This is a genomic window from Nocardiopsis sp. JB363, from assembly GCF_900143625.1.
Lineage (GTDB): Bacteria > Actinomycetota > Actinomycetes > Streptosporangiales > Streptosporangiaceae > Nocardiopsis.
Map to the genome: position 1 here is coordinate 16,438 of NZ_FRFF01000182.1, position 25,197 is coordinate 41,634.

Sequence of the window (25,197 nt, forward strand, 5' to 3'; positions counted from 1 at the left end):
GGGGTATCCGGTATGGGAATGCAGTTGCCGTCGGGTCTGCGGAACCTTTTCTACGGGCTGACGGGCTCGAAGTGGTTCACCGCGGACGAAACGACGCTGCGTGCACTCTCCGATCTCCTCGACCAGACGGGCGGCCGGATCGAAACCGAGATCCCGCCGCTCGTCACCTCCGTCAAGCGCCGGGTACGCACCACCTTCGACAGCCGTGCCGCCGACTACTTCGAAGAATCGATCGACAAGTTCACGGCGGGGAACACCAATTACGTCAAGGCCGCCGCAGACGCGGCCCACCAGCTCGCCGACTTCGTTCGTGAGGCGGCCAACCAGGTCGAGTACGTGAAGTGGATGATCATCGGGCAGCTGATCCAGCTCGCCCTGGAGATCGCCTGGGCCATCGCCATGGCCAAGTGGAGCTTTGGGGCGAGCCTGACGATGATCCCCGTCTTCGAGCGGATCGCCAGCTTGGCCATCCAGCAGCTGCTGAGATTCCTGTTCAACACGTTGTTGGTGCACCTGGTGGTCAGCGTCACCTTCGCGATGACCTTGGACCAGCTCATTCAGCGGGCCCAGATGGCCAAGGGCAACAGGAAGGGCAACGACGACGAGCTCAGCACGGCGGCGGGTGTCGGTGGCGTCTTCGATGGTCTCTTCTCGGCCGGGTTCAGCTGGCTCGGTGGGAGGTTCGCCGATTGGATCACCGACAACTTCGGCGGCATCCTCAAGAACTACTTCAAAATCGAGCCGGACGCCGCGCTGCCGCCCGGTGGAGGCAGGGGGCCGGGTCCCGAGGACCTCCCCGGGAACGGGCCGCCGTCGCCGAAGATCGGTGGGGACGACCAGGTCGGAGGCGCACCGACGCCCAAGGGAGGACGCGACGACGTCGACGCCGATGGCCCGCGCCCCAAAGGCGATGACGCCCCCACACCGGCGCCCGTGGTGCGCGACGAACCGACCCCGCAACCGCCCCCCGTGAGAACACCCGAAACGGTGCCGCCGCGCCTCGCCGACGACATGGCCGACGCGCTCGCCCGCAACGCCTCCGACCTGGCCCGGCCCTTCGGGCGCAACCCGAGACCCTGGGACAACGTCGCCACCACGGCGCGATTTCGCGACGACGTCGGGAAGGTGTTCGAGAGCAACCTCGGTGACCGGCTCGGCCGTGACGCCGCGCGCGACCTCGGCCGGAACTACGCCGACACCTTCATCGCCAACTGGGGTACACGCGACATCGGTGGCTCCCTCGCGCGGGTGCTGAACGACGCGCCCACGGGCCTGGGAGGTCGACAGCTGTCGCCGGAGACCCGTGCCTTCCTGTCCCAGACCCTGCCCGAGGGGACCACCAAAGGCCTGACGGAATTCGCCGACAACTGGCGGCGCACCGCCGCGCACTTCGGCACCAACGTCGCCGAAGCGGCCGGGTCGAACTACCTGGGCGAGGGGTTCAGCAACATGGCCCTCTCAGAGGACCATAAGTTCGACGCGAACGGCATGTCGGCCGTCGCCGGGGCTGCGAACGTGGCCCTGACCACGGGCGGCGTTCTGGGCGGTATCAAGGGCCTGGACGCCCTGGAGAACCTGTTCGGGTCCAACATGACGGTGGACGTCCCGCCCCCGCCGGTCATGGAATCGGATTCCGTGGGCGCCGCCAACGACTCCGAGGTGTCGACCGGCGGTGGGAGCACGGGCGGCTCCGGAGGAGCCGGTGGCTCCGGAAGTGGGGGAGGCTCGGGTGCCCCTGGGCGCGGCAACGGGCCCGAGGGCGGCGAGGCGCCGTCGGACACCGACGCGGGCCCTGGAACCCCCGAGGCCGAGAACGCCGATCTCCGGAACCCCGCCGACTCGCCCGGGAGCGGAGACGTACCCGACACCGACGAGCGCGTGCGCCCGGTGCCACCGCCGGACGTGCCGTCGAGTCCCGAGGTTCCGATGACGGCTCGGGACGATGGCGACCCGACGGTGGAGCCACCGTCCGGGGCACCCCAGGGCCAGGACACCGGCGGTACGGATGCCCCCGCCGCTCCGCCCCCGCGCATGGAGGATCCGTCCATGTCCCGGTTCGAGGACGACGGCGGGGACAGGCCGCTCGTCGACGGGCCATCGGACGTCGTCGCCCCTCCCGACGCCGGGACGCCGCAGGACGTGACCGACACGGACGAGGTACGCGACCACCCGTTCGACGTCCCGGTCGCCGGGGACGGGTTCACGGGCGCTCCGTCCGCGATGACGGGGACGCCCCCGCCCGCGCAGGGTGGTGACGGTGCGGGAGCCTCCCGGCCCGGCTCGACCCCACGCGGCGAGGGCACCGCCTCCCAGGCAGCGCGGACACAGGCCCCGTCCTCGGAAGCGGACGCACCGTCCCACTCCCCGGACACCGGTCGGGTCCGCACCACCGGCGATACCGATTCGTCCGCCGACTCGAACAGAACCGACATCCAGAGCGACCCGGACCGCCCCATGTCGGATCGGGCGCCCGAGTCCGACCCCGAGCGGGTCGGGCCCGAGGTCGCCGACGGTCCGCACGAGGGCACGACCGAGGCCCCTCGGACACCGTCCCCACACGCCGACCTCGACGAACTCGGAGGCTTGTACGACGACCCGCCCGCACCTTCGCGGACCGAGTCCGACCCCGTCGACCCCGATGATCCGTGGCGGGGGAACCCTCCCAAGGGATTGGACCTGGGAGCCCTGCAGGACCCCAAGGGGGGCAAGGACCAACCTCCCACGATCGGTGAGGTCATCGCCGACCTCACCGAGTACCGGTACGCGCTCGACGACGTTCTTCCCTCCGCTGGCGACGCCCCCGCCCTCTCGGTGAACCTCGCCGATCGGTTCCACTACCACCGCTCCTACGACGACGGCTTCGCGGACTATGACGACGGCTCCAATGGTCAGTACCCGACCTCGGCCGACGACGGTGAGATCTTCGATTTCTCCCCGTCCACGTCCCCGACCCCTCAAGGGGGCGGCGGCTACGGCGGGTACCCCTCGCTGCCGACCTCCGGCCACCCGTCCACCCACCAAGGACCGGGCGACCGCGCGCCCATCGATGGCGACTGGACCCTGGACGACCTCGACGACCAGAGCCCCGAAGACGCCTTTTACCACTCCGACGAATCAGACGCCGTTCCCGCCCAGCCGGTCCAGAGGCATCCCCGTGTTCCGGGAATCCCCACGCACAACCCCTTCTTGTCCGGACCGGCGGGCACGGGGCTGCCGCCCGTCGTCGGTGGACTGCTGGAATTCCACGCTCTCTGGGGGGTCGGCGCCACGGCGCCGGACGTGCGCACGTTCGCCGACAACGCGGAGGCGATCGGGTTCGGCCGTGACCACTGGGACGGATACGTACAAGACCTACCCGAACGCGAGGCGGACGCGGTTCGCGCCTATACGGCTGCGGGCACCTACCGCCAGATGAACACCGCGCTTCGCTCCGGCGGTCGCCTCGACTCCGAGACCCGGCAGTACATCCGGAGGATGGACCGGGCGCTGGCCGGAAGGCCGGTGCCCGAGGACGTCATGGTGACCCGCGGCATGGGAATCAGCCACCTGCCCATGTCTCCCCAGGACATGGTGGACCAAGGAACCCGTTTCCACGAAAGGGGCTACCTGTCCACCGCCTTGGGACACGCGGCCCCGTCCTTCGACAACAACGAGGCGGTGCTCTACATGCGGATTCCCGCGGGCACCCCCGCCATCTGGATGGAACGGCTGTCCACCTACGGTGTTCAGGAGCGGGAGCTCGTGCTCGGCCGTGATCTGGAGTGGTCGATCGTCGACGCCGTCCATCGCGACGGGCAATGGCACATGATGGTCGAGGTCGCTCCCGACTCCCTGCCCGCCGCTCGCGAGGGCGCCACCACATCCAGCCGCTTCGACGGCAACGGCGATCACCACGATCCCAGGCATGACCGCACGGGCGGCGACCAGCATGGTGGGTTCACCGATTCGGGCGGACGGATCGGGCAGCGGACGGCTCCCCTGGAGACGGGGCGAACGGTACGATTCGATCCACCGGAGGTCGCCTCCGCGCACCCGTCCGCCACGCGGTCCGCGGATCCCGCCGCGGACCGGCCGGTGACCGCCGTCACGCGGACTCCGGTCCCGGACACCGCCGGCGCCCCGGTGTTCGGGCCGCCCGTCAACCACCGACCCGGCGACCCCGCGCCGCTTGTGGCGGACCTGCCCGGATCCGACCAGTGGGGGCCGGAGCAGAAACCAAAGGTGCGAAGGTTCTCGGGGCTTTTCGCGGACACCCTGAAGCCACCTGCGGACGCGCCGCCGTTGACGGTCGATGTGAACACCGAGAACGGTCCGATGCGTGCCCGGGTGCGGATCCACAACCTCTTCTTCGAGTCCACCACGAGAGAGATCCACCGTGAGAGTGACGATGACGAAGGGCCGTCCTCGGTCCTTGACGTGAAGCTGCGGGTCCTGAGCCTTCCCGCTCAATCCGGTATGGACAAGCAGGCCCAGGCCGCCGCGTCGCGGGCCCTGAATCAGCACGTCGAGGCGGTGTTCAACGACCAGTTCGTGTTGCCGCGCGGTGGGCGGCAACTGAACGTGAGCGTCGTTCCGGTGACATCGGGCACGCTTGAGAACGTGCACGCCCGGGTGTCCTGGTCCCCGGTGCCGTCCGCGGCCGATGGTTCACCGCCACCCGCTCTGGGGCCGGACACCGACGGCCGGGGGATCGGCGAGGTGCTGCGTCGGCTGGGGATGCTGGACGGGGACCCGGCGCGCGGTGAGGGCCACCCGTACGTGGCGCGGCGGACGCTGGAACGGATCGAGACGATGGTGGAACCGCGTCCGGCGCGCCGGAAGGTCGATCCCCAGCGCGTCGAACCCGCACGGGTGCACACCGGCCTGGCGGATCCGTCCGTGTGGGAGGGCGCACGGGCCGACGTGCCCGTCCACCAGGTGGGCGGGCCGAACGTGAGCGCCGAATGGGCCGATCCCGGGACCGACTCCCGCGCCGCTCGCCCGCTGGACATCGGCCCCGGTGGTGACCCGGTCGACCCGGCGACGGTGGTGGACAACCCCGACGCCCGTCCCGGTGATCCGCAACGGTTCGTCAAGGCCGAAATGAACTCCCGGTGGGCCGACCGCAGGTTCGAATGGGCGCGGATCCCGATCCCTGAGGAGAACCGAACGCAGGGAGGCCCGACCCATGTCCTGGAGCTCACCTTCCGCCCGCGAATCCACCGCGACGAAGGCACCACGACGCCAGAGCGGTACGAGACCTACCTACGGGAGTACGCGGCCACGCTGGACGCCATGTGGAACCGGCAATTCCGGATCCGCGGGGACGGAACCGTCGTGGGTGCGAAAGGCACTCGGGTGCACAAACTCGGCGACGACCTGTTCAGCACCCTCTTCGGAGAGGGGAGCAGACCGGACCGGGACGACATGGAAGTGGCCTATTCCGTCTCGGGTGCCGAGTCGCCCCCGCACGGGAGCGGGGACCAGTTGCACATCCGCCTCCTCTTGGCCGACGACTCCACCCCCGATGACCAGGTCCACAGCGAGATCTACTTGGAGTCCCGGCCGGATACGGACCGCATGGACATGACTACCTGGAACACGAGGTTCCCGGTGGAAGCGGGAGTCCATGAGACCGGGCACAGGCTGGGGCTAATCGATGAGTACTTCGACCCGAGCACCGTCTTCCGAGGGAGCCGGGACGCCAACGCCGTGCGTCCCGGCGACGATGCCCACGGCTACGGCGTCATGGGCAACGAATGGGTGAAGCGTGGCGCCGACGGGAAGCGGTACAAACACCGCGACCCCGTCGTGCTGAACGGGTACCTCGACACGATCACCTCGATGGTGGAACACGGCACATCGGATTACACGCGGCCACCACGGGTCGCCGAGCTGTCCGCCGAAGTGAAGTCGGACATCCTCCGGATCCTCGACCCCGGTCTGACCGAGAACGATCCGCGGCGGTTCGAGGTGTTCGAGCGGTTCGCTCTGGCCATCGACGTGTTCGCTCGCGGTTGGGGCATCGACCGGGTTGCCGAACAGTTGGTGGCTCCCGGGGACGCCGCGGCGCTTGGTGTCGTTCGGGAGCAGCTCGGTGCCGCCGCCGACGCGCGTGCCGAGGCTCGTCGTGAGGGGGCGCGTGCCGAGCAGGCCCGTGCCCTTGGTGACGAAGCCGGAGCTCAGGCGGCTGCCGCTCGTGCGGGCGAGTTCGAGGCGGCGGCGCGTGCCGCTGACGTGCGTGCGGCCCAGGCCCGTGCGCGTGCGACCGACTCCGGTGTCGATGTCCGTCTCGCCCAGGCCCGTGCCGCCTTCGAAGCGAACCTCGGCGGTTGGCGGGAGAGCGGTCGGCTGGCACGGGCGATGGACCTCGCGGACCGGAACGGGGTGCGCGTTTCCACCTCGGTCATGATCGACGTGTTGCCCGGGGCCATGCGGGACACGCTCGAAGACGTACTGACCGATTCGACTGATCTGGCCAACGCCGACGCGCTGGCCATCTTCGCCGCTGGGCGTGACCACATCGCAGGTCGCGCGCGGATCGAGGACATCCCCGACGTTCAGGGACGCCCTCACATCACGGCCGGTGATGTCAAGAGGCAGATCGACAAGTGGCGTGGCAGAGATGAGCTGATCGATGCGTTCATCGTGCTCGCCGACAGCAGCCTGGGGGTGACGGGCAGAGAGTGGATCGGAGCCCTGCCGGAGAGAACGAAGGAGGGGGTCGCCCGCCGTTTGTGGTCCGGATCGGATCCGGCCCTTGGCGGCCTGGGTTTGGGCCTGGACCGGGGCTTGGACCAGGCGGGGCTGAGCCACGTGGCCCTAGAGGTGTTCAGCGCCGGGTTCGACCAGATGCTGTATCGTGCACCGGCACGAGGACTCACCATCACCGTTCCGGACGGCTCACGAGTCCAAGTAACCGCGACGCAGGTGTACGGGCAGCTCAAGGCATGGCGGAAGCAGGGAACGCTGGCCGATGTGCTGAACATCCTACGGAACTCCGGTGTCGTCGTTCCCGACGATGTCCTCGCCCGAGCCTCCACCAGGCGGGCCGGGCAGCGGACGGTCCCCGTGGGTCCGGGACGGCCGGTGCCGTTCGAACCGACGGACGTCGTTTCCGCGAACCCGTCTGCCACGGCCCGCACCGCAGCACCGCCTCCCGCGGACCACAACGACGTGCTCACGGTGCCGTTCGCCAGGAGCGACGCCGCGCTGAGTGAGGCCGGCCGGTCGGAGATCGAGGACTTCGTCCAGCGCAGAGTCGACGAAGCCTACCGGGCGCTGCTGCACAACAGGCAGTTGCCCGCCACGGAGGTGCGGGGCCACGGCAGTCGGGCCGGCGCGTCCGACACGGCGGAGTCTCGTGGGGAGCAGGTCTCCCACGCGTACAGGGAATTCGTCCAGAGGCGAGGCGTGCACAGGCTCGGCATCTTCGCGGACGACCTGTTCCCCACCGTTCTGGCCCCGTCGAGGGGGCAGGGCGGGAAGGAGACCAACCGTTCCGCGGAACTGCGCAGCGTCGCACCACCGGCGCGGCGAGTCGTCGTCGGCGGCCCCGGAGACAGCGGCCGACAGGTGCCCCGCATCCTGCACATGAACTGGTTCCACGGAAAGATGCCCGAGGCCAGCGCGCAGAACATGCGGCACTGGGTCACGCGTGCCACGAAGGCGGGCTGGACGGTCCGCCTGTGGACAGACGATTCGGCGAATCGGCGCAACAGAGCACTGTTCTCCGACCTGGCGGGCACAACCGGGGCCGATGGCCGGCCAGCAGTGGAGGTCTCGACGTCCCCCGCCGACGCCCTCGGTATCAAGGGCGGAGCACGCGAGCTGCACGACTTCGCCGTCGAGCGGGAGGTGTGGCCGATGCAGTCGGACATCGTCCGTTATCACGCCCTGGCCACCCACGGCGGGATGCACGTCGACTCCGACATCGGCCCGGGATCGATCGACCTGAGCCTCTCCCCACCGCCGATGGACGCCGACTCCGTGCCCATGCTCGCCCCGCTGCTGCGCGACCAGGAACAGGAGCACCAGGTTCAGCAGAAGGTGTCGGGCCTGGGGCTGCTCACCGGAGCCGGCGAGGCCGAGCTTCCCACACCCGCCCGATACCAGTGGCGTTTGGGAGACTTCAACAACAACCTCATCATCGCTCCACCCGGCTCACGCTTCCTGAACGAGATGATCTCCGGGCTGGCCCTCACCGACGAGGTCCGCAAGACCGTCCCACGGCCGCTGCCGCAGCTTGAGGGCACTCAGGCGGAAGGAGCCAAGGGTGCTGCCGCCCAGTTCACCGGACCGGGCAGGATGCGCACTCGCCTGGCCTTCCACATCGCGGCTCAAGAGCCCCGGCAGATCGATGGCAGACACCTCTTCGGTGAGTTCCGGAAGGGCAACTGGACGGTCGACCCCCGCTATGCCGACTACCTCTCGGGCGTCGTGTGGGTCACTGACGACAGCGCCGACTACGACAAGTACGTCGCCACGGACTCCGGCAGCGGCTCCGACTCCGGTGGAGGACCCGTGCGCGCCGGGACCGCGCAGGCACCGGACGAAGGGCGGCGGGATCCCGCCACGTCGTCGGTCCGGTTCACCGCGAGTTCCGAGATCGGTGCGGGGACTTCGGCGGCGGGCGGTCCCACGGCAGGCGATTCGGCGGCGGGAGGTACTGGTCGCGGTGGGCGCGAGCCGAGGTTCCTTCTCCGGGAGCCGGCACCCGTCCGGGACGACCTGCCCGCGTTCGATCCGCGACAGGAGACGGGACGGTCGGAGTGGGTGCGGTCCTACCCCTTCGTAGAGGAGCCCGATGGAGCGCCTTCCCGGGTGAGCGTCGAACTCGACACCTCCCACGGCCGGATGCGCGCGGATGTGGAGGTCCACCGTCCCTTCTACGACTCCTCCGTGGTCGAGGTCCCCGGTGAGAACGGTGCGGATAGCCGCTACGTTCGCCAGATCGAGGTGCGATTCCGCGCGCGTGCCAACCTCGACGTCGCCTCCCGGGGCGCCGCGACGGCGGCCTCCGCGGCGTTGCGGCAGCAAATCGAGGCCTTGTTCAACAGCCTGCACGTCCTGCCGCACAGCGGTGACCAGTTGCATGTGTCCGTGGAGCCGGCTGAATCCGGGCGGCCTTACCATGCCGACGTCGTATGGCACCAGGTTCCGCCCGCGGTCGACGGGGCGCCGCCGGTCGTTCCCGGGCCGGCCGCCGACGGTCGGGGAACACGCGACCTCCTACGGCGGTTGGGATTGCTCGACCATGACCCGGCGCGCGGCCGAGGAGAGCCGTTCGTGGCTCGGCAGACGCTGGAACGGATCGAGAACGCCGCGCCGACTCGGGACGGCCTGTCCGACTTCGACCAGAACTGGTCCAGGAAGAGGAAGCGGGGGGACACTGAGCCGAAGTCGGAGGACCGCTGGTTCTCCCGTGACCTCGCCAACGCCCTCAAACTGCCGGATGACGCCCCTCCGCTGAGCGTCGAGGTGGGTACCGGCCGCGGACGGATACGCGCGAAGGTGGCGTTCGACGCTCGATTCTTCATGTCCGACTCGATCGAGACCGTCCGAGGTGGGGGAGAGGGTGACCGGGGTGGTCCGGTGTCCTTCCGGCGAGTTGTGCTGAGGGTGCGCGCCGCCGCGGGCGACGGCGTGGACGAGCCGGGCGCGCTCGCGGCCACCATGCAGGTGAAGCGATATGTCGAGGAACTGTACAACCGCAAGTACGTGCTGCCGCGCAGCGGCGAACAACTCCATGTGTCCGTCGTGGTGCTGGAGAGCGACCACCCGCTCGACCAGGTCCACGCCACTTTGACCTGGTCTACGGTGTCGTCCTCACAGGACGGCGCGCAGGACCCTGCTCCCTCCGGCGCTCTCGAGGTTGCAGGGATCGGCGAGGTGCTGCGTCGGCTGGGGATGCTGGACGGGGACCCGGCACGGGGCGAGGACCACCCGTACGTGGCGCGGCGGACGCTGGACCGGATCGAGGCCATGGCGGGGACAGGACCGCCACAGCGGAGGGCCGATCCTCAGGGTGAGGTCCCGCTTTCCGACCATGAACACAAGGTGGTGGGGAACCCGGCGAAGTGGCGGGGGGCGGGGAGGGACGAGTGGGAGATCGCGCGGGCGGCCGCGCGGGTCCACCAGGTAGGTGCACACGTGAGTTCCGCGGGGGCCGAGATCCAAAGGTCCGCCCGCGCGGCCCGGCCGCTGGGCGAGAACGACTTCGATGCGCACGGTGCCCTCAAGAATCCGGCGGGGGTGGTGGCGGAGGGCACGGCCCTGGGCGTGCCGCGCTTCGTCTCGGCGGATATGAAAGCCAAGTGGGTCGCTCCGCGCAGGTTCGAGCACCGGCGGATCCCGATCCCCGAGCGGTACCGCAAGAAGACCGGGAAGGATGGCCCGACCCATGTTCAGGAGATCACCTTCCGCGTGCGGCCCATCCGCCACTCGAGCATGACGAAGGGACAGTTCGACGCCTATCTCAAGGACTATGCCAAGAAGCTGGACGCCATGTTCAATGGCCAGTTCCGGTTGCGTGGGGACGGGAGCCTCCTCGACCAGAGCGGTACGGTGGTGCACCGGCTCAGCGGGGACCTGTTCGAGACGCTGTTCGGCAGGGACAGCGTTCGCGACCCGAAGGACCTGAAGGGCAACGAGATCACGGTGCCCGGCGCCGACCCGTTGCCCGGAACAGGCGACCAGCTGCACATCCGCCTCGAACTCGTCAAGGACACCACACCCTCGCGCGACGTGCACGCTACTCCCATCGTGCGCCACTACGAAGACGGGGCCCAGTCCAAGGACATCCCGGGTATGGACATGCTCAGCTGGCACGACGGGTACCCGGTGGAAGCAGCCGTACATGAGACCGCGCACTGGCTCGGGTTGATGGACGAGTATTTCGACCCGCGTTCGGTCTTTCGCTGGCGTCGGAGAGCCGGCGCCGTACGTGTCGACGGTGCTCTGATGACGAACGTCTGGACCAAGTTCTCCGAGGGTCGGGTTCGGAAGGTCCAGGACCCTACTCTGCGGACCCGGTACGCCGACACCATCGCTTCGGTCATGGACCACGGCACCTCGGACTACGCGCCACCACGTTGGGCCGACATGACAGACGAGGACAAGTTCCTCATTGTCCATCTCCTCGAACCCGGCCTGGGCACGTCCGACCCGCGGCGGTTCGAGGTGTTCGATCGGTTCGCCCCGGTCATCGACGTGTTCGCTCGCGGTTGGGGCACCGACCGTGTTGCCGAACAGTTCGTGGCTCCTGCGGACGCCGCGGCGCGTGGTGCCGTTCGTGAACAGATGAGTATCGCCGCTGATGCGCGTGTCGCGGCCCGTCGTGAGGGGGTGCGTGCCGCGCAGGCCCGTGCCTCCGGTGAGGACACCAGGGCTCGGGAGGCCGATGCTCGCGCGGTCGAGTTCGAAGAGGTGGCGCGTGCCGCCGACGCGCGTGCGACCGTGGCCCGTAAACACTCTGCCGACTCCGGCGCCGATTCCCGCGTAACCCAGGTCCGTGCCGCTTTCGAAGCGGAGTTCAACGGTTGGCGGGCCGACGGTCGGCTGCTGAGGGTGATGGACATGGTGATGGCGTCCGCCGATCTGTTTGATGCCCTTGTGCCCCCCACGGCCTTGATCAGGGCGCTTCCCCCGGGCGCGATGCGCTCACTCGCTCAGGGCCTGTCCGGTTCGAACGACCCCGGTAACGGCAACCTCGCGCTCAGCATCTTCGCCGCGGGTTTTGATCGTGCCTTCGGGCAGGGGCCGTTCACCGACATCCCCGCCGGGCACGGGCACCGTGCTATTTCGGCGCGTGGTGTCGAGGCTCAACTGGAGCACTGGAGAGGCGGGAACACCCTGGTGATGGGGCTCCGCGTCTTCCACGACCACGGTGCGCGGGTGTGGGGTCGCAAATGGATCGGTGCCCTGCCCGACGCCGGCCGCGCAGCGGTCGTGGCCACCCTGCTACCTGTGGGCGGCCCGCGGCAGAATTCGGTGCTGGGCGGTCTGGGACCTCTGCCGCGGCCTGTGCTGGAACGGGTCGTTCTGGACCTTCTTGGTGTGAGGTACGACCATTACTACAATGACCGGCTGCTGCGGGGTATCAAGGTGGCCGCCCCAGGGCATCCGGACGTCCTGCTGACCAAGGACCAGGTGGACTCCCAGCTGAGGGAATGGTCCACCGAGGGCGTCCTGGCCCCCGCTGCGAAGCAGCTGGCTCGGTGGTATGTGCCCACGAACAAGCCCGGCCCCAGGAGCACCGTGCCCGCTTTGACGGTGCCGCCCCGACAGCAGGCGGCTCCGGGGGGCGAGGGAGCACCCGCTCCCTTCACGGCGGACCCCCACAATCGTCCAGCGGAATTCGTGCCCGCCCAGGAGACGGGGGGCGGGCACGAGGAACGGGGGAACCCGGTGACCGCCTTCACCGGTCCCGCCTACCTTCCCGAGCCCGTGCCGGAGCCGACGGACGCGATGGCCGGGCTGGACCGTGCATATCTCGACCCCGATCCCGTGGTGGCAAACTCGGACCCGCGCCGGTTCGTACCCCTGAGTCCCGACAACTTCGACACCGACACCGCCACCGAGCCGGCCGAGGCCGCGCCCGGTCCGTCCGTGCGGGAGGCGACCCGGGTCGCGCCGCAGGACGGGAGCGCGACCGCGCCGACGCCCCCGGATACGTCGGGGCGGACGCCGCCCGCCACCGAGCCACAGCCGTCCCTGGCGGACACGTGGGACGGCGTGCTCAACCCGACGTCCCGCAGTCGTGACGGCTCGGTGCATGGGGACGCCCACCACCAGGTGGCCCCTTCCGAGAACGGTACGGACACCCTAGGGGCGCGGAACGTCACGGAGCCGGCCGAAAGCTCCCGCGCCGAGGACGTCCCGCCGGTCGTCGGCGACCCCGACCCGGTCCGGGAGAGGACCGACGCCGAGCACGAACGCGAACTCGCGCGTGCCCGTCGGGGCAAACGGCCCGAACCGGCCGCCGCCGAGCGATTCGAGGCCGAGACGCTGGAGGCAGAAGCGGATCAGGCACGGCTGCGGGCCGAGACGGAGCGCGACCTCGCCGACGAGAGCGCGATCCGGACAGCGGCGGCCGCACGGGACGCCGCGCCCACCACCTCGTCGCGTGTCGAGGACATGACCACCGAGGCCGCGGTCCGCGAGGACCAGGCGATACGGACCGACCGTCTGGCCGAACACATGGGCGATCTGGCCCGCCGGGCGCGGTTGCGCGCCGAGGCCGCGAAGCGGGCCGCGGACCGCGAGCTGGACGAACCGGCCCGCGAGCGTCCCACCGGTACCAGGCCCGAGGTCGCCCGTGCGGGAGGGGTGGAACCGGACACTCACGCCGCCCGCACACCGGGGCATGCCCGGGACACGAGCGGCGCTGAGGAACGGGCCCCCGGCAGTGAACCGGTCCCCCAGACGGCTCCGGAGCCCGTCCCGGGTGTCCCGGAGGTGACCGAGGCGTCCCATGGGCAGGAGCCGGGCGCACCACCGCACCCCCCGGTGACCGTTGACGCCGCGCCCAAGGACCGTTCCGACGTCACCGACGCACCGCCCACGCCTTCCCAACCGGACCAGTCGGCCCAACCGGCCGGAGCCGATACGACGCGCGGCACGGAACCCCCGGTGGTCCCGCCGCGTCCACGCCCACGGCGCACCGGCCAGGACGGTCCCGACCCGGTCCGGCCGCCGGAGCAGCGGGACGACGTTTCCGGGCGGGCACGGAACCCCGAAGATCGGGAGGCCACCACGCCGCCGAGTCCGGACCCGGCCGCAACCCCGTCCTCGACCCCGCTTCCGACCCCCGGCCGAAGGCTGAACTACCTGCTGAGGAGCGGACAGATCGACTCCCCGCTCATCGGCCCCGCCGCGGACCGGATCATCGCCCGGATTCGGGCCGACCTCAGCGGGCGGCTCTCCCACGGCGAGATCAACGCCATCGAGCGGCGGGTGCGCGCCGACTTCGCGCGCGACTCCCGCCCCTACTTCGCCCCAGGAGGCCACACCTTCACCATCCCGGGTCGTAGTGGCGAACGGAGGGTCATCCTGAAACTGTCACCGGAGGGCGATTCCTGGCGTCTCGCCCCCGAATCCGGCCTCGCGGCGGAGGAGGGGCCGGACAGCGCTCCCAGGGCGAAGACCAAGAGCACGGCGGAGCACAAGACCAAGGTGTCGAGGAAGGGCGCGGCGACCTCCACGGCCGCGGTCGGCGGGTCGTTCAAAATCACCGCCTACGGGCTGGTCCCACCAGATTCGGCTGTCGGTCCCGCGTTCAGCTTCTCGATCAAGGGGGCTCACAACCAGCGCTCCACCAGTTACTCGGTGAGTGACGGCGCCGTCGGCAGGAGCGAGGTGTCACTGAAGGGCGACCTCGAGGAGTTCCTGAGCGATCTCCGGGTGGAACTGACCGTCGACCCGCCCGTCGACCCGCTCGCCGCCCCGCGCGGTGGCCTCCAGGGGATGGCGGACCGGTTCCGGGACCGCCAGGGCAGCGCCGACGTGGAACTGTCCGAGCGCCCGGTGGTCTTGAGCGTGGTCGAACCCGGTGGGCTGAGCATGTCCGTTCCCGGCGGGCTCAAGGACCGTGACGCGGCCGTCGACGCCGCCACCGATGCCCCGGAGCGCATCGTCTTGCCCGACCCCTTCGACAACGGGCCCCGCATCCCGGGTACACAGAACGGGCAGGGGACCCGGGTGGGCAGCGGGCACCCGCTCGCCGTTGAGCCCATCCATGGCCTGAAAGGGCAGATTCGCCAGCAACTCGGCGTCGACCGGAACAACCCCAGTAGCGCCGAACTGGACCTTGCCACGGCCCCTGATGCCCTTGAGAAGAACCTTGCGTCGCTGGACCGCGGGCCGACGCCGATGGCCTTGGTCGCCGACATCCACGGTGTGCCGCGAGTCCTCATCATGTGGTCGGTCCCCCGGGAGCTGACGAGGGTCGAGGACGCGCCGGGGAAGGCGTCCTTCAGCCGCAGTCGAAAGGGCGACAAGAAAGCGGGCCTGACGGCGAAGCGGTCGACCAACCTGACGATCGGCGCCGGGTTCGGTGCGGTCGTGACCCTGCTCCAAGGCACCCTCCGTCTCAACATGCCCCACTTCGACGCCTCCTACAAATTCGACGCCGTGTCGACCAGGGCCCTCTCGACGGAGGGTGCCCAGACGGCCAAGGCGCATTCCAAAGAGGTCGAGACCTACAAGGTCGAGCGGGTCTTCTACGCCATGCTCTCCGGCGACGCCACACTGATGAGCTCGTGGGGCCGGTCGATCGAGCAGATCGCGGTCGCCGATGCCCGACGCATGGCCGGCCTGGACGAGCCGACGGACGAAGCGGGGGCGCGGCGCGTCCCCCGCTTCGACCACCTGGCCGTGGACCGTCCGGCCCATTGGGGAGGCACGACCCTCAGAGAGGTGGTCCACGAGGACGGTAGCCGTTATCGGACCGCGACGCCGGCGAACGGTGCCACCAACTCCGCGCCCCGGCCCACCACCGTCTATGAGGACTATGCGAGTGCGGTGCTGAACGGGATCGCCGATGAGCACCCGGGGATGGTGGTGCCCGATCTGGTCACCGGGTCCAAGGCGTCCTACGCGCGCCGTCCGGGCGCGGGGCCGGACGGCCACCGCACGCCGCGTGAGTTCCCCGTTCTGCGCCGGAACTACCATCAGGCCATCGCCAACACGATCATGGTGTTGGACGCGATGACCCCGCACAACCTGGAAGGGCGGCCGGACGAGTGGATGGGGGCCGGGATCGACCTGCTCCTGATCGAGACCACGAGCATCGACCCCACCCTGGCCAACCGAGGCGGCCTGTTCCGGCCCCCGTTCGTGCCGGTGCGACTGTACGCCGACGCCACCGGGCGCGTGTTCGGGGGCACCTCGACGATGGGGACCGAGTCCACGGTGGCGGGATCGGCCGGGCAGACCGACGGGCGCGAGCGCACCCACACCTGGACCGAGCAGCTCAGCGTCGGGGTCCGGGGCCGGGATCCGGCGGTCGACGCGGCCGGCGCGCGAAAGAACGTCGGGATGCTCGACGCGACGGCCGAGGCCTCGCAGCCGCGCGGACGTACCCAGGAACACGGGGTCAAGGGGGCGACCGAGAGCACGGTCAAGACCACCGGCGACACCGATGTGTGGCGCTACGGCGTCGACCTCATGGCCAAGATGGGTAAGTTCCGCAAGGCCGACGACCTGGCCGTGATCGACGATGACGACGGCGGCGCCGCAGCCCGAGCCCGGGACGGAGTCGTGTACGACGGGCACGCCATCACCATCCAGGGCCCACGTGCGCGGCTGGAGGTGGAATCCCCGGCGGGACGGGACGTGGAACACGCCGCCGACCGCACCACGGCCATTCATCAGTCCACCACGCAAGACGGGACCACCGACCGGCCGACGGGCCGGCGCCGTCTGTCGGACACCGAGGCCCGTGCGGTCGTGTTGGGCACCGCGCGGCCTCCGGCGCCGCACCCGATGGACGGTGTGCCCACCGCGACCACTACCGTGACCGCACCCGATCTGTACCGGCTGGGCAACCGGCTACTGACCGACACCATTCCGGGATTCCAGGAATTCCTGCGGCGTTCGCGGGGCGCCCACGACTACCTGCGACAGCTGCTGTTGCCGCCCATGCTCGGCGGTAACGTCCCCCAGATGCTGTCGCGGTTCGGGCTGCGCAGCGGTCGATTGCAGGTGGACACCGCGTGGCGGTGGCGGGGGCTGCCGACCCTGGTCCTTCGTGCCGCACGCGGCGGCTTTCGGTTGTACGAGGTGATGCCCACGACCACGGTGGAGGTCTCCTCCAGCGGGGAGGTGAGCATCGGCGCGGCCGGTACCCGCGGCGGCCACACTCGCTCACTGGGGTTCTCCGCCCGGTTCCGGCACAACCCCAACGACGAGGCCCCCTCGGGGGGCGGGCCGGCTTCCGGTACGGACACCGCGAGGAGCGGTCACCCCACCCTGATGCCGGGAGGGAGGTGGACCCCTTATTCGCGCTCGGCCACGGAGAACACGGCCATGTCGGTCACCTTCTCCCGGGCCACCAAGGTGACCCCGCAGGGCGGTGCCTTCCCCTACACCGCCGATCTGTCCTTCGACCAGGCGGCCGAGGTCAAGAAGGACTGGAAACTCGGAGTGACCGTGCCGCGCCGCACCTCCACGGCCTCACACCACGGCGTGCACATCGAGGTCCCCGGGGCCGAGTTCGGCTACATCGCCGAAGCCGAGGCCTATGCGGCCGACCTGGTCGACGACGCCGTGGGGACCGACACCGACGGCACCCCCATCGCGACCGCGCTGCTGGGCCACCACGCACCCCGACCGAACTGGGAGCCACGACCCGGGTTCGTCGGGCTGGGCCACTACCGCCAGGGCCCCGATGCGGGCCCCGTCGTCGACGATCTGTTCCGACGGCTGGCCGCTGAGGGACTGGAACTGACGGGGACCAGCCGCGAGGAGCTGTTCCAGCGAGTCGGCGCGCACATCACCCGAGGACTGGACGACGCCACCGCACGGGCCGTGCCGATCGACGTGAAGGTCCGCTCCACGAGCCTGGCCCACTCCTCGTCTCAGGGCAAGATCACCTTTGACGTCATTCGGCGGCGCGGCGAGGTCGACCGGGTGGGGGCCAAGGCCGACTTCGTCGATTCGCGCAGTCGCGCCACTGAGATCAACGAATCACGGGGCAGGCAGAAGGACAGCACCGTCGGAGGCGGATTCGGGCTGGTCGGCACGCTGTCGTCCAGCGACGAGCAGCCTCCGTCGTCACAGACCCCCGACAAGCGACCAGTGACCCTCCTCCCCGGGATTGGCAACGCCTCGCGTCAGAGCGGGACCTCGACCACACGGAACACGGGGGACTCGACGACCGAGACGGTGGACACCCTCGTCTTCGGTCCCTACGCCGTCATCGGTACCGATGCCTCGCTGCGCCTGTACCTGGAGACCAAGGGCCATGTCATCGTCGCCGAGGCGCCCGCGGGGCGGATGAGTGAGCTCTATCCCGCCCCCTACCTCATCGGAACCGGCGAGTCGGCGGCTGAAGCGCTCCGGGCGGGCGCCCCGCGGCTGCTGCCCTCGCCCAACCAGCTGCTCGACCCGGCGGCCGGGGAATGGGCCGCTGACCGGCGCTCGGGCGCTCGAGCGCCGATGCCGTGGCTTGAGGCACTGTCGGTGGCCGGCGACGGGGCGGCGGTCACCGCCGCCGGGTACATCGCCACGGCGCGGGCGTCGGGTTGGCAGCCGCCGCAGGACGTGTCCGCACCCGCCCTCGTCCGCGCCGCGCGGGACTACCTTGTCGACAAGATGGGGCCCCGGGCGGAGAACATTCACGTGGCTCTCACCGGGCTGGCCCTGGTGGCGAACTTCGCTCCCGCCGCCGACGGCGGTAAAGGCCTGCCCAACCTGTTCCGGGACAGGCTGATCACCTTCGCCGACTTGAGATGGCGCTTGCACGCGGTGCCACGTGCGGAGGGGGCACGGCTGATCGATGTCTCGGTCGACTCCGCGCACGGAGGTTCCCGTAAGGGCGAGCACAAGGACGAGACGACGGCGGACCATCCCTCCACCACCACCGGTGGCGCTACCGGAGGCGCGATCGGATCCGTCCCCGACGAGCACCGGTCCATGGGTTTTGTGAACGACACCCAATCCACATCCGTCTCGTCCGCCGCGGGTGCCTCGAAAAGCACCCGGACCGACCACCCCGGCCGACCGCCCGTGGGGAGTAAACGGGCCTATCTGGTGGCGATTCCGACGACGTGGCTGGTGGCGGCGGAGTCTCCGGTGGCCGAGACTCGCCACATGGGGTTCTCCCGCGATCAGGTCGGCATGGCCGAGGTCGAGTCGGAGGCCCTTGCCTGGGTCGACCACGACCAGGCGCGCGAACTGGGGGTCCTCGAAGGGGTCGAGGCGAACAAGGCTCTCTGGGACGGCTTGTACACGGCCCAGGAGGCGTTCGGCGAGGCCGAGAAGACCTACTTCGACGCCCGTCAGAAGCTGCCGGAACTGGTGCGGGGAGTCCAAGAAGCGCATCGGAGCGGCGACGCCGGGCCTCTGAGCGACGCGCGGGCGGCGTACACCGCCCAGCGGACAACGGTGGACGGGCTGCACAGGGATCTCCTGCGAAATTTCGAGGTCTGGAACGCCGCCCGCGCGGCGGCTCGGGAATCCCTGAGACCGACTGGGCCGGAGCGAACGCTGCGGGAGGCCCACCCGGACCAGGAGGAGGAACGAACCCGGGCCGCGCGGGCGGCCGTCGATGCCCAGCGCGCGACGATGAACCGTCCGCACGCCGAGGCCGAGCGGGTCTACACCGACGAGGACGCCGGTCCTGCCAAGCCCGCGTCGACGGTCGAGTCCACGGCACGACCCGATCGGCAGGTCCCTCCGACGCCGGCACCTTCGGCGCCCCCACCACCTCCGCACGTACCGGAGCGACGGTCTTCGCCGGCGACCGAGGGGAGCGGGCCTCCGAAGGCGAGTAACGTGACGCCGAACCTGGATTCGCCCCCGGCTCCTACTCAGCGGGACGTCTTCGACGAGGTGCTGAACGGCCCGCCGCCCGTGGTGGCCGCCCCCGGTACCGGTACGTCCCAGCGTCCTGAGGGCGGCCGAGCCCCTGAGGGGGAGGACCGCGACAAGTGATCCACGCCCCCGACCGGCCCCAGGTGCCACCGCGTTCCATCGCCCGCCTGGCCGACCGCTGCGCACTCCCATCTTCCTCCCGTCCTCGTCAGGACACGGAGGGTTTCGGGGTGCCCGCCCCGATTTTTCACCATTCCCGAAGAAGACCGAAAGGACCAGTGGCACATGACCGAGAAAGCCGCGGGAGGGGATGTGCCGTCGGCACGCGCGCGCGAAGACTCTGATCCCTCCACCACGCAGGACACGGCGGCCGGCGCTGACGCCGCGCGGACGGCCGGCGAGACCGGCCCCGCGGCCACGTCCGGTGCCGCGTCTCCCACCGACGACGCGCACCCCGGTGCCGCCGACGGCCTGCTCCCCGACGCGGAAGGAGACCGCGTTTCCTCAGTTCTCACGAACGGGGCGCTGGGCAGGTCGGACGCCGCCGCCCTCGGATCGTTGGCCGCCGACACGGGCTCTGTGGCACCGGCCCCCGAGATCGCCGCGCCGTCCGACCTCCTGGATCCGCAGGGGACCGCGGCCGAGGCCACCCCGAATACGACCGCCGCCGCTGTGGGCGCGACCGCGGCCGAGGCCGACTCCGGGAGCAGGCTGGGGCGTCCGGGACGCCCGGTCCTCGCGTTCGCCGCGATCGCGGGGGTGGTACTCATGGTCACCCCCTTCGCGGTCAGCGAGACCTCCCAACGCCTGCCCGGCACCGAGTTCGATCTGGTCGACCAGGAGGGCGTGCTCGGCTACTTCGTACGGTCGGACACCAGCGCGAGCGCTGAGAGCGCCGCGATGACCGCACAGCGCACCTCTGTGCCGGGGTCGATGGCCGGTGTGGAGGAGCCCGCCCCTGACAGCGGCTACGTGCCCGAGGTGCTGTCACAAGAAGACCCCGAACAAGGCGGTGTTGAAGACACGGAGGGTCCGGGTTCCGATGACTCCGGATCGGAAGCGGGCGGTTCGCCCGATGGCGGATCGGGCGATTCGTCCGACGGCGAAGACTCCGACGCGTCGGGGAACGACCCGTCCTCGGGCCCGGGCGGTGAGGAGGAGGACGAAGACACTCGGGAATCCGGCTCCGGCGGGGAGCCCGGTGAGGAGGAGGAAGAGGACACCCGGGAATCCGGCTCCGATGGGGAGTCCGGTGACTCCGGCGATTCCGAGATCGATGGAGACTCCCCGCTCGGTGACTTGCCGGATCACAACACCAACGGGCCCCTGGCCTTGATCGCCCCCGACAACTCCGGCCAGGCTGATGACGCCGACGCGCCCGCAGAGGAGGCCGACGACGACGATGACGCCGACGCGCCCGCTGACGACGATGACGCCGACGCGCCCGCCGACGACGAGAGGGACGGCGGACCCGCCCCTGAGGACGAAGGGCCCGGGACCGAGGAGGAGGCGCCTTCGGAGGCGCAGATTCTCGCCGAGCGGCGGCCCGTGTCCGTGGGCGAGCCCCTGAACACGGACGAGGAGACCCCGCTGGCCGAGGTCCTTTCCCAGGAGGCTCCGGAGGAGGGGCGGTCTCAGGAAGAGGTGGACCAGGAGTCTCCCGCCGACGAGGAGCCCCCGCCGGAGTTCCGCTACGCCGAGGTGGCCGGGGTGGGCTGTGCCCCGAACGAGCGCATCGCCTACGGCACCGCCGGGGAGTTCTGGGAAGGAGACGGCACCCACAGTTGGGCCTTCGGGTTCGAGGGTGGTTTCGACACGGAGAACTGCGATGGCCGGTGGCACGCCATTCCGGTCTCCGGGGACCCGGACGCGCCGAACGGCAGGTACGCGTTCTGGACGTTCAACATCGGTTTCACGGACGCCCAATGTGAAATCTACGTTCACATCCCCGACGCGGAGAGCCCACGCTGGGTCGGGGGAGCCCCCGCCCAGTACCAGCTGCACCCTTCCGCGGACCCGGCGACCAGTGAGCCGTTCGCGTCCTTCACGGTCGACCAGGTCGCCGACAAGGGCGGCTGGGTGCACGTTGGCGCCTACACCCCGCCGGGTGACACCATCAGCGTGAAGCTCCAGAACAGTGGAGCCGACCAGATCGACGGCCAGGACACCAACGCCCATGTGGTGGCGTCGGCGGTCCGTACCCGCTGTAACTGATCCCCTACCGGGTGGGTCCGGCCAACAGGCCGGACCCACCCCCGAACGACAACGGTGCCGCTCCCCGCGTGGGTAGCGACCCGATGAAAGGACCCGGCGATGTCCCGACAGCTCCTCAAGGTCGCACAGGATGGCAGGGACGCGCACCCGACCATCCGTGCAGCTCTGGCCGTGGCCCGGAGCGGCGCGCTCATCTCCATCGCGCCTGGACGCTATGAGGAGAGTCTGATGATCACCAAGGTGGTCACCCTCGCCGCCCAGAACGGGCGGGGCAGCGTCGAGGTCATCGCCGACTCCGGTTGCGCGGTCGCCTCCATCGCGGAGGCCGTCAAGATCACCGGTCTGGTCGTGCGCGGGCGTGACGGCGATAGGCCCACCGTCGACATCCCAGCAGGGCAGCTGGAACTGGCCGACTGCGAGGTGGACGGCTCGGCCTGGGCCGCGGTGGTGGTGCGCGACGATGGTGCGCTGGCCATGCGGGACTGCCGGGTCACCAACACCGGGGGCGCCGGGGTGGTCATCACCACCGGGCAGCCCACAGTCCTTGAGGACAGCACCATCGAGAACGTTGAGAGCACCGGCGTGGTCATCGGTGGCAAGGGCCGTCCCACCGTGCGCACCTGTACCATCCGTGACGCGCGCGGCAACGGTGTCTTCGCCAACGACCGCGCGGCCGGATCCATCGCCGACTGCGAGATCACCGGTGTCACCAAGCCCGCCATCGTCCTGGACGACGATGCCACCACCACGATCAGTCGCGTGCGCGTCCACGACGTCGCCCAGGACGCGCTACTGGTGTCCAGCAGCGGACGCCCCCGTGTCGAGGACTGCGCGCTCGAGGACGTCGGCGGACGCGGCATCGCCGTGCACAGCGGCGCCGACCCCCAGATCAGCGGGGTCACCATCACCCGTCCCGCCACCGTGGGCGTGCACGCCTGGGGCAAGGCACGCGGCATGCTGACCGGCTGCGCGGTGCACGACGCGGGGGAGGACGCGGTGCGCGTCGAGGACCGGTCCTCCACCGCGTTCGTGGAGATGACGGTGCAGGGCGGCGGGGGTGTCTTGGTCAGCGGGGGCAGCACCGCCGAGTTCGATCGCGGCCGGGTCGCGGAGACCACCGGGTCGGCTTTCACCATCGAGGCCGCCGCGCCGTTCCTGCGCGGCGTGTCCATCAGCGAGGCCCGCGGGCACGGCGTGCACTTCGTCACCGAGAGCCAGGGCCGCGTCGAGGACGTCGGGATCGAGCGGGTCGGCCGCAGTGGCATCCAGGCCGGGGCCGGGTCGCGCCCGCTGCTGAGCAACGTGCGGGTGCGCGCCGCCCGCGACAACGGCGTCACGGTCGCCACGGACGCGGTGGCCGACCTGCGCGACTGTGACGTAGCCGAATGCGGCGGTGACGGGATTTCCGTTCAGCCCGGAGGGGAGGTCACCGCGCTGCGATCGCGTATGCACGGCGGAGGCCGCAACGGAGCGATGGTGGCCGCCGGCGCCCGCGCCGACCTGCGCCATTGCGAGGTCTTCGGCAACGTCGGCGACGGCGTCCTGGTGCACAGCGCCGAGGACGTCACACTGGACGCCTGCTCGGTACACGACAACCAGCGTGCGGGCCTGCGCCAGACGGTGCGCAGCGAGCGCGTGCGCGCAGAGGGGCTGGTCAGCGTCGCCAATGGCAGCCCCGACGCTTATGGTGAGTCGGCCGGCGCCCTCGTCCCGCCACCGCTTCCGGCAGAGGCCGCCGAACCGCCCGGCTCCGGCGATGACGGCCTGTTGGAGGTGGATGGCCCGCTCGCCGAACTGGAAGAGCTGGTGGGCCTGGAGAACGTCAAGCACGAGGTCACCACCCTCGTCAACCGCAACCAGCTGGCGCAGCGCCGGGCGGAGATGGGCCTTCCCTCGCTGAACATGGGCCGCCACTTGGTCTTCGGTGGCCCGCCGGGCACCGGCAAGACCACCGTCGCGCGCCTCTACGGTCGCATCCTCGCCGACCTCGACGTGCTGCGCTATGGCCACGTCGTGGAGGTGGCCCGAGCCGACCTGGTGTCGCAGTACGTGGGCGGCACCGCGATCAAGACCACCGAGGTGTTCGACAAGGCGCGTGGCGGCGTGCTGTTCATCGACGAGGCGTACACGCTCGCCACCCAACAGGACGGTGGCGGCAGCGGCGCGGACTTCGGCCGCGAGGCGATCGACACCCTGGTGAAGCTGATGGAGGACTACCGCGACGACGTGGTCGTCATCGCTGCGGGCTACACCGATGAGATGGCGCGGTTCCTGGCCGCGAACCCGGGTATGGCGTCGCGGTTCAGCCGCACCATCGAGTTTCCCAACTACACGACGGACAACCTGGTCAGCATCGTCCAAAGGATGTGCGCGGTATCCCACTACGAGCTTTCGCCCGGCACCGAGGCGGCTCTGCACGGGTACTTCGACCGCATGCCCAAGGGTGCCACGTTCGGCAACGGGCGTACGGCCCGCAAAACCTTCGAGGAGATGGTCGACCGACAGGCGTTCCGGCTCGGCGCGATGGTCCCCGGTGACCCGGGGGAGCTGTCCCGTCTACTGCCCGAGGACCTCGGAGTGCGGCCGGACGGACCGGACAGCGACGCCGATGGGGAGGACAGGCTCACGCGCCTGCGCGCCGAGCTGACCGAAATGGTGGGGCTGGCGCAAGTCAAGTCCACGGTGACCGATCTGGTCAACCTGATCGCGACCGGTCACCAGCGTCGCCGGATGGGACTGCCCGTACCGGTCATGAGCCACCACCTGGTCTTCGCCGGACCGCCCGGAACGGGCAAGACCACCGTGGCCCGGCTCTACGGGGAACTGCTCAACGCCTTGGGCGTGCTGCCCACCCCCCAGATCGTGGAGGCGGCCCGCGCCGACCTCGTCGGACGCTACATTGGCCACACCGCCCAGCTCACCACGGAGGTGTTCGAACGCGCGCGCGGCGGGGTGCTGTTCATCGACGAGGCCTACGCCTTGACCCCCCAGGGGGGCACCGGCGGGGACTTCGGCCAGGAAGCGGTGGACACCCTGGTGAAGCTGATGGAGGACCACCGAGACGAGGTGGTGGTGATCGTCGCCGGCTACACCGCGGAGATGAACCGGTTCCTGGCGTCCAACCCCGGTCTGGCCTCCCGGTTCAGCCACCAAGTGGAGTTCGCCGACTACTCCGACGACGAACTGGTCACCATCATCCGGCGTATGGCCGATTCCAACGGCTACGCTTGCGTGCCGGAGACCGTGGAACGGCTGCACGAGCACTTCGCCGCGGTGCCGCGGACGGCGTCGTTCGGCAACGCGCGCTACGCTCGGCAGACCCTGGAACGGATGATGACCCGCCAGGCAGGTCGGCTGGTGCACCTGCCCGACCCCACCCGCGAAGACCTCACCGCTCTGGCACCCGAGGACGTGCCCGCACCCTGAGTAACGCCTAGGGAAGGGGGCGGGCACGTCCTCGGGTGCCAG

3 protein-coding genes are annotated in these 25,197 nt (G+C 70.2%); all 3 read left to right on the plus strand.

Translation table 11 applies throughout. The features are described from left to right. Window positions 1-12 precede the first annotated feature (12 nt). Window positions 13-19,635 carry an ADP-ribosyltransferase gene (locus BQ8420_RS27940; RefSeq protein WP_143847606.1) on the plus strand — a complete coding sequence of 6,541 codons (19,623 nt, stop codon included), beginning with the start codon at window positions 13-15 and terminating at the stop codon, window positions 19,633-19,635. A 165-nt stretch (window positions 19,636-19,800) separates the two neighbouring features. Further along, on the plus strand, window positions 19,801-21,729 hold the full coding sequence (locus tag BQ8420_RS27945) for a hypothetical protein (protein WP_087102901.1): 1,929 nt from the start codon (window positions 19,801-19,803) through the stop codon (window positions 21,727-21,729). Between the two features lie 99 nt (window positions 21,730-21,828). After that, a complete protein-coding gene (locus BQ8420_RS27950) occupies window positions 21,829-25,155 on the plus strand; it encodes a right-handed parallel beta-helix repeat-containing protein (RefSeq protein ID WP_087102903.1) in 3,327 nt (1,108 codons plus the stop codon). Window positions 25,156-25,197 lie beyond the last annotated feature (42 nt).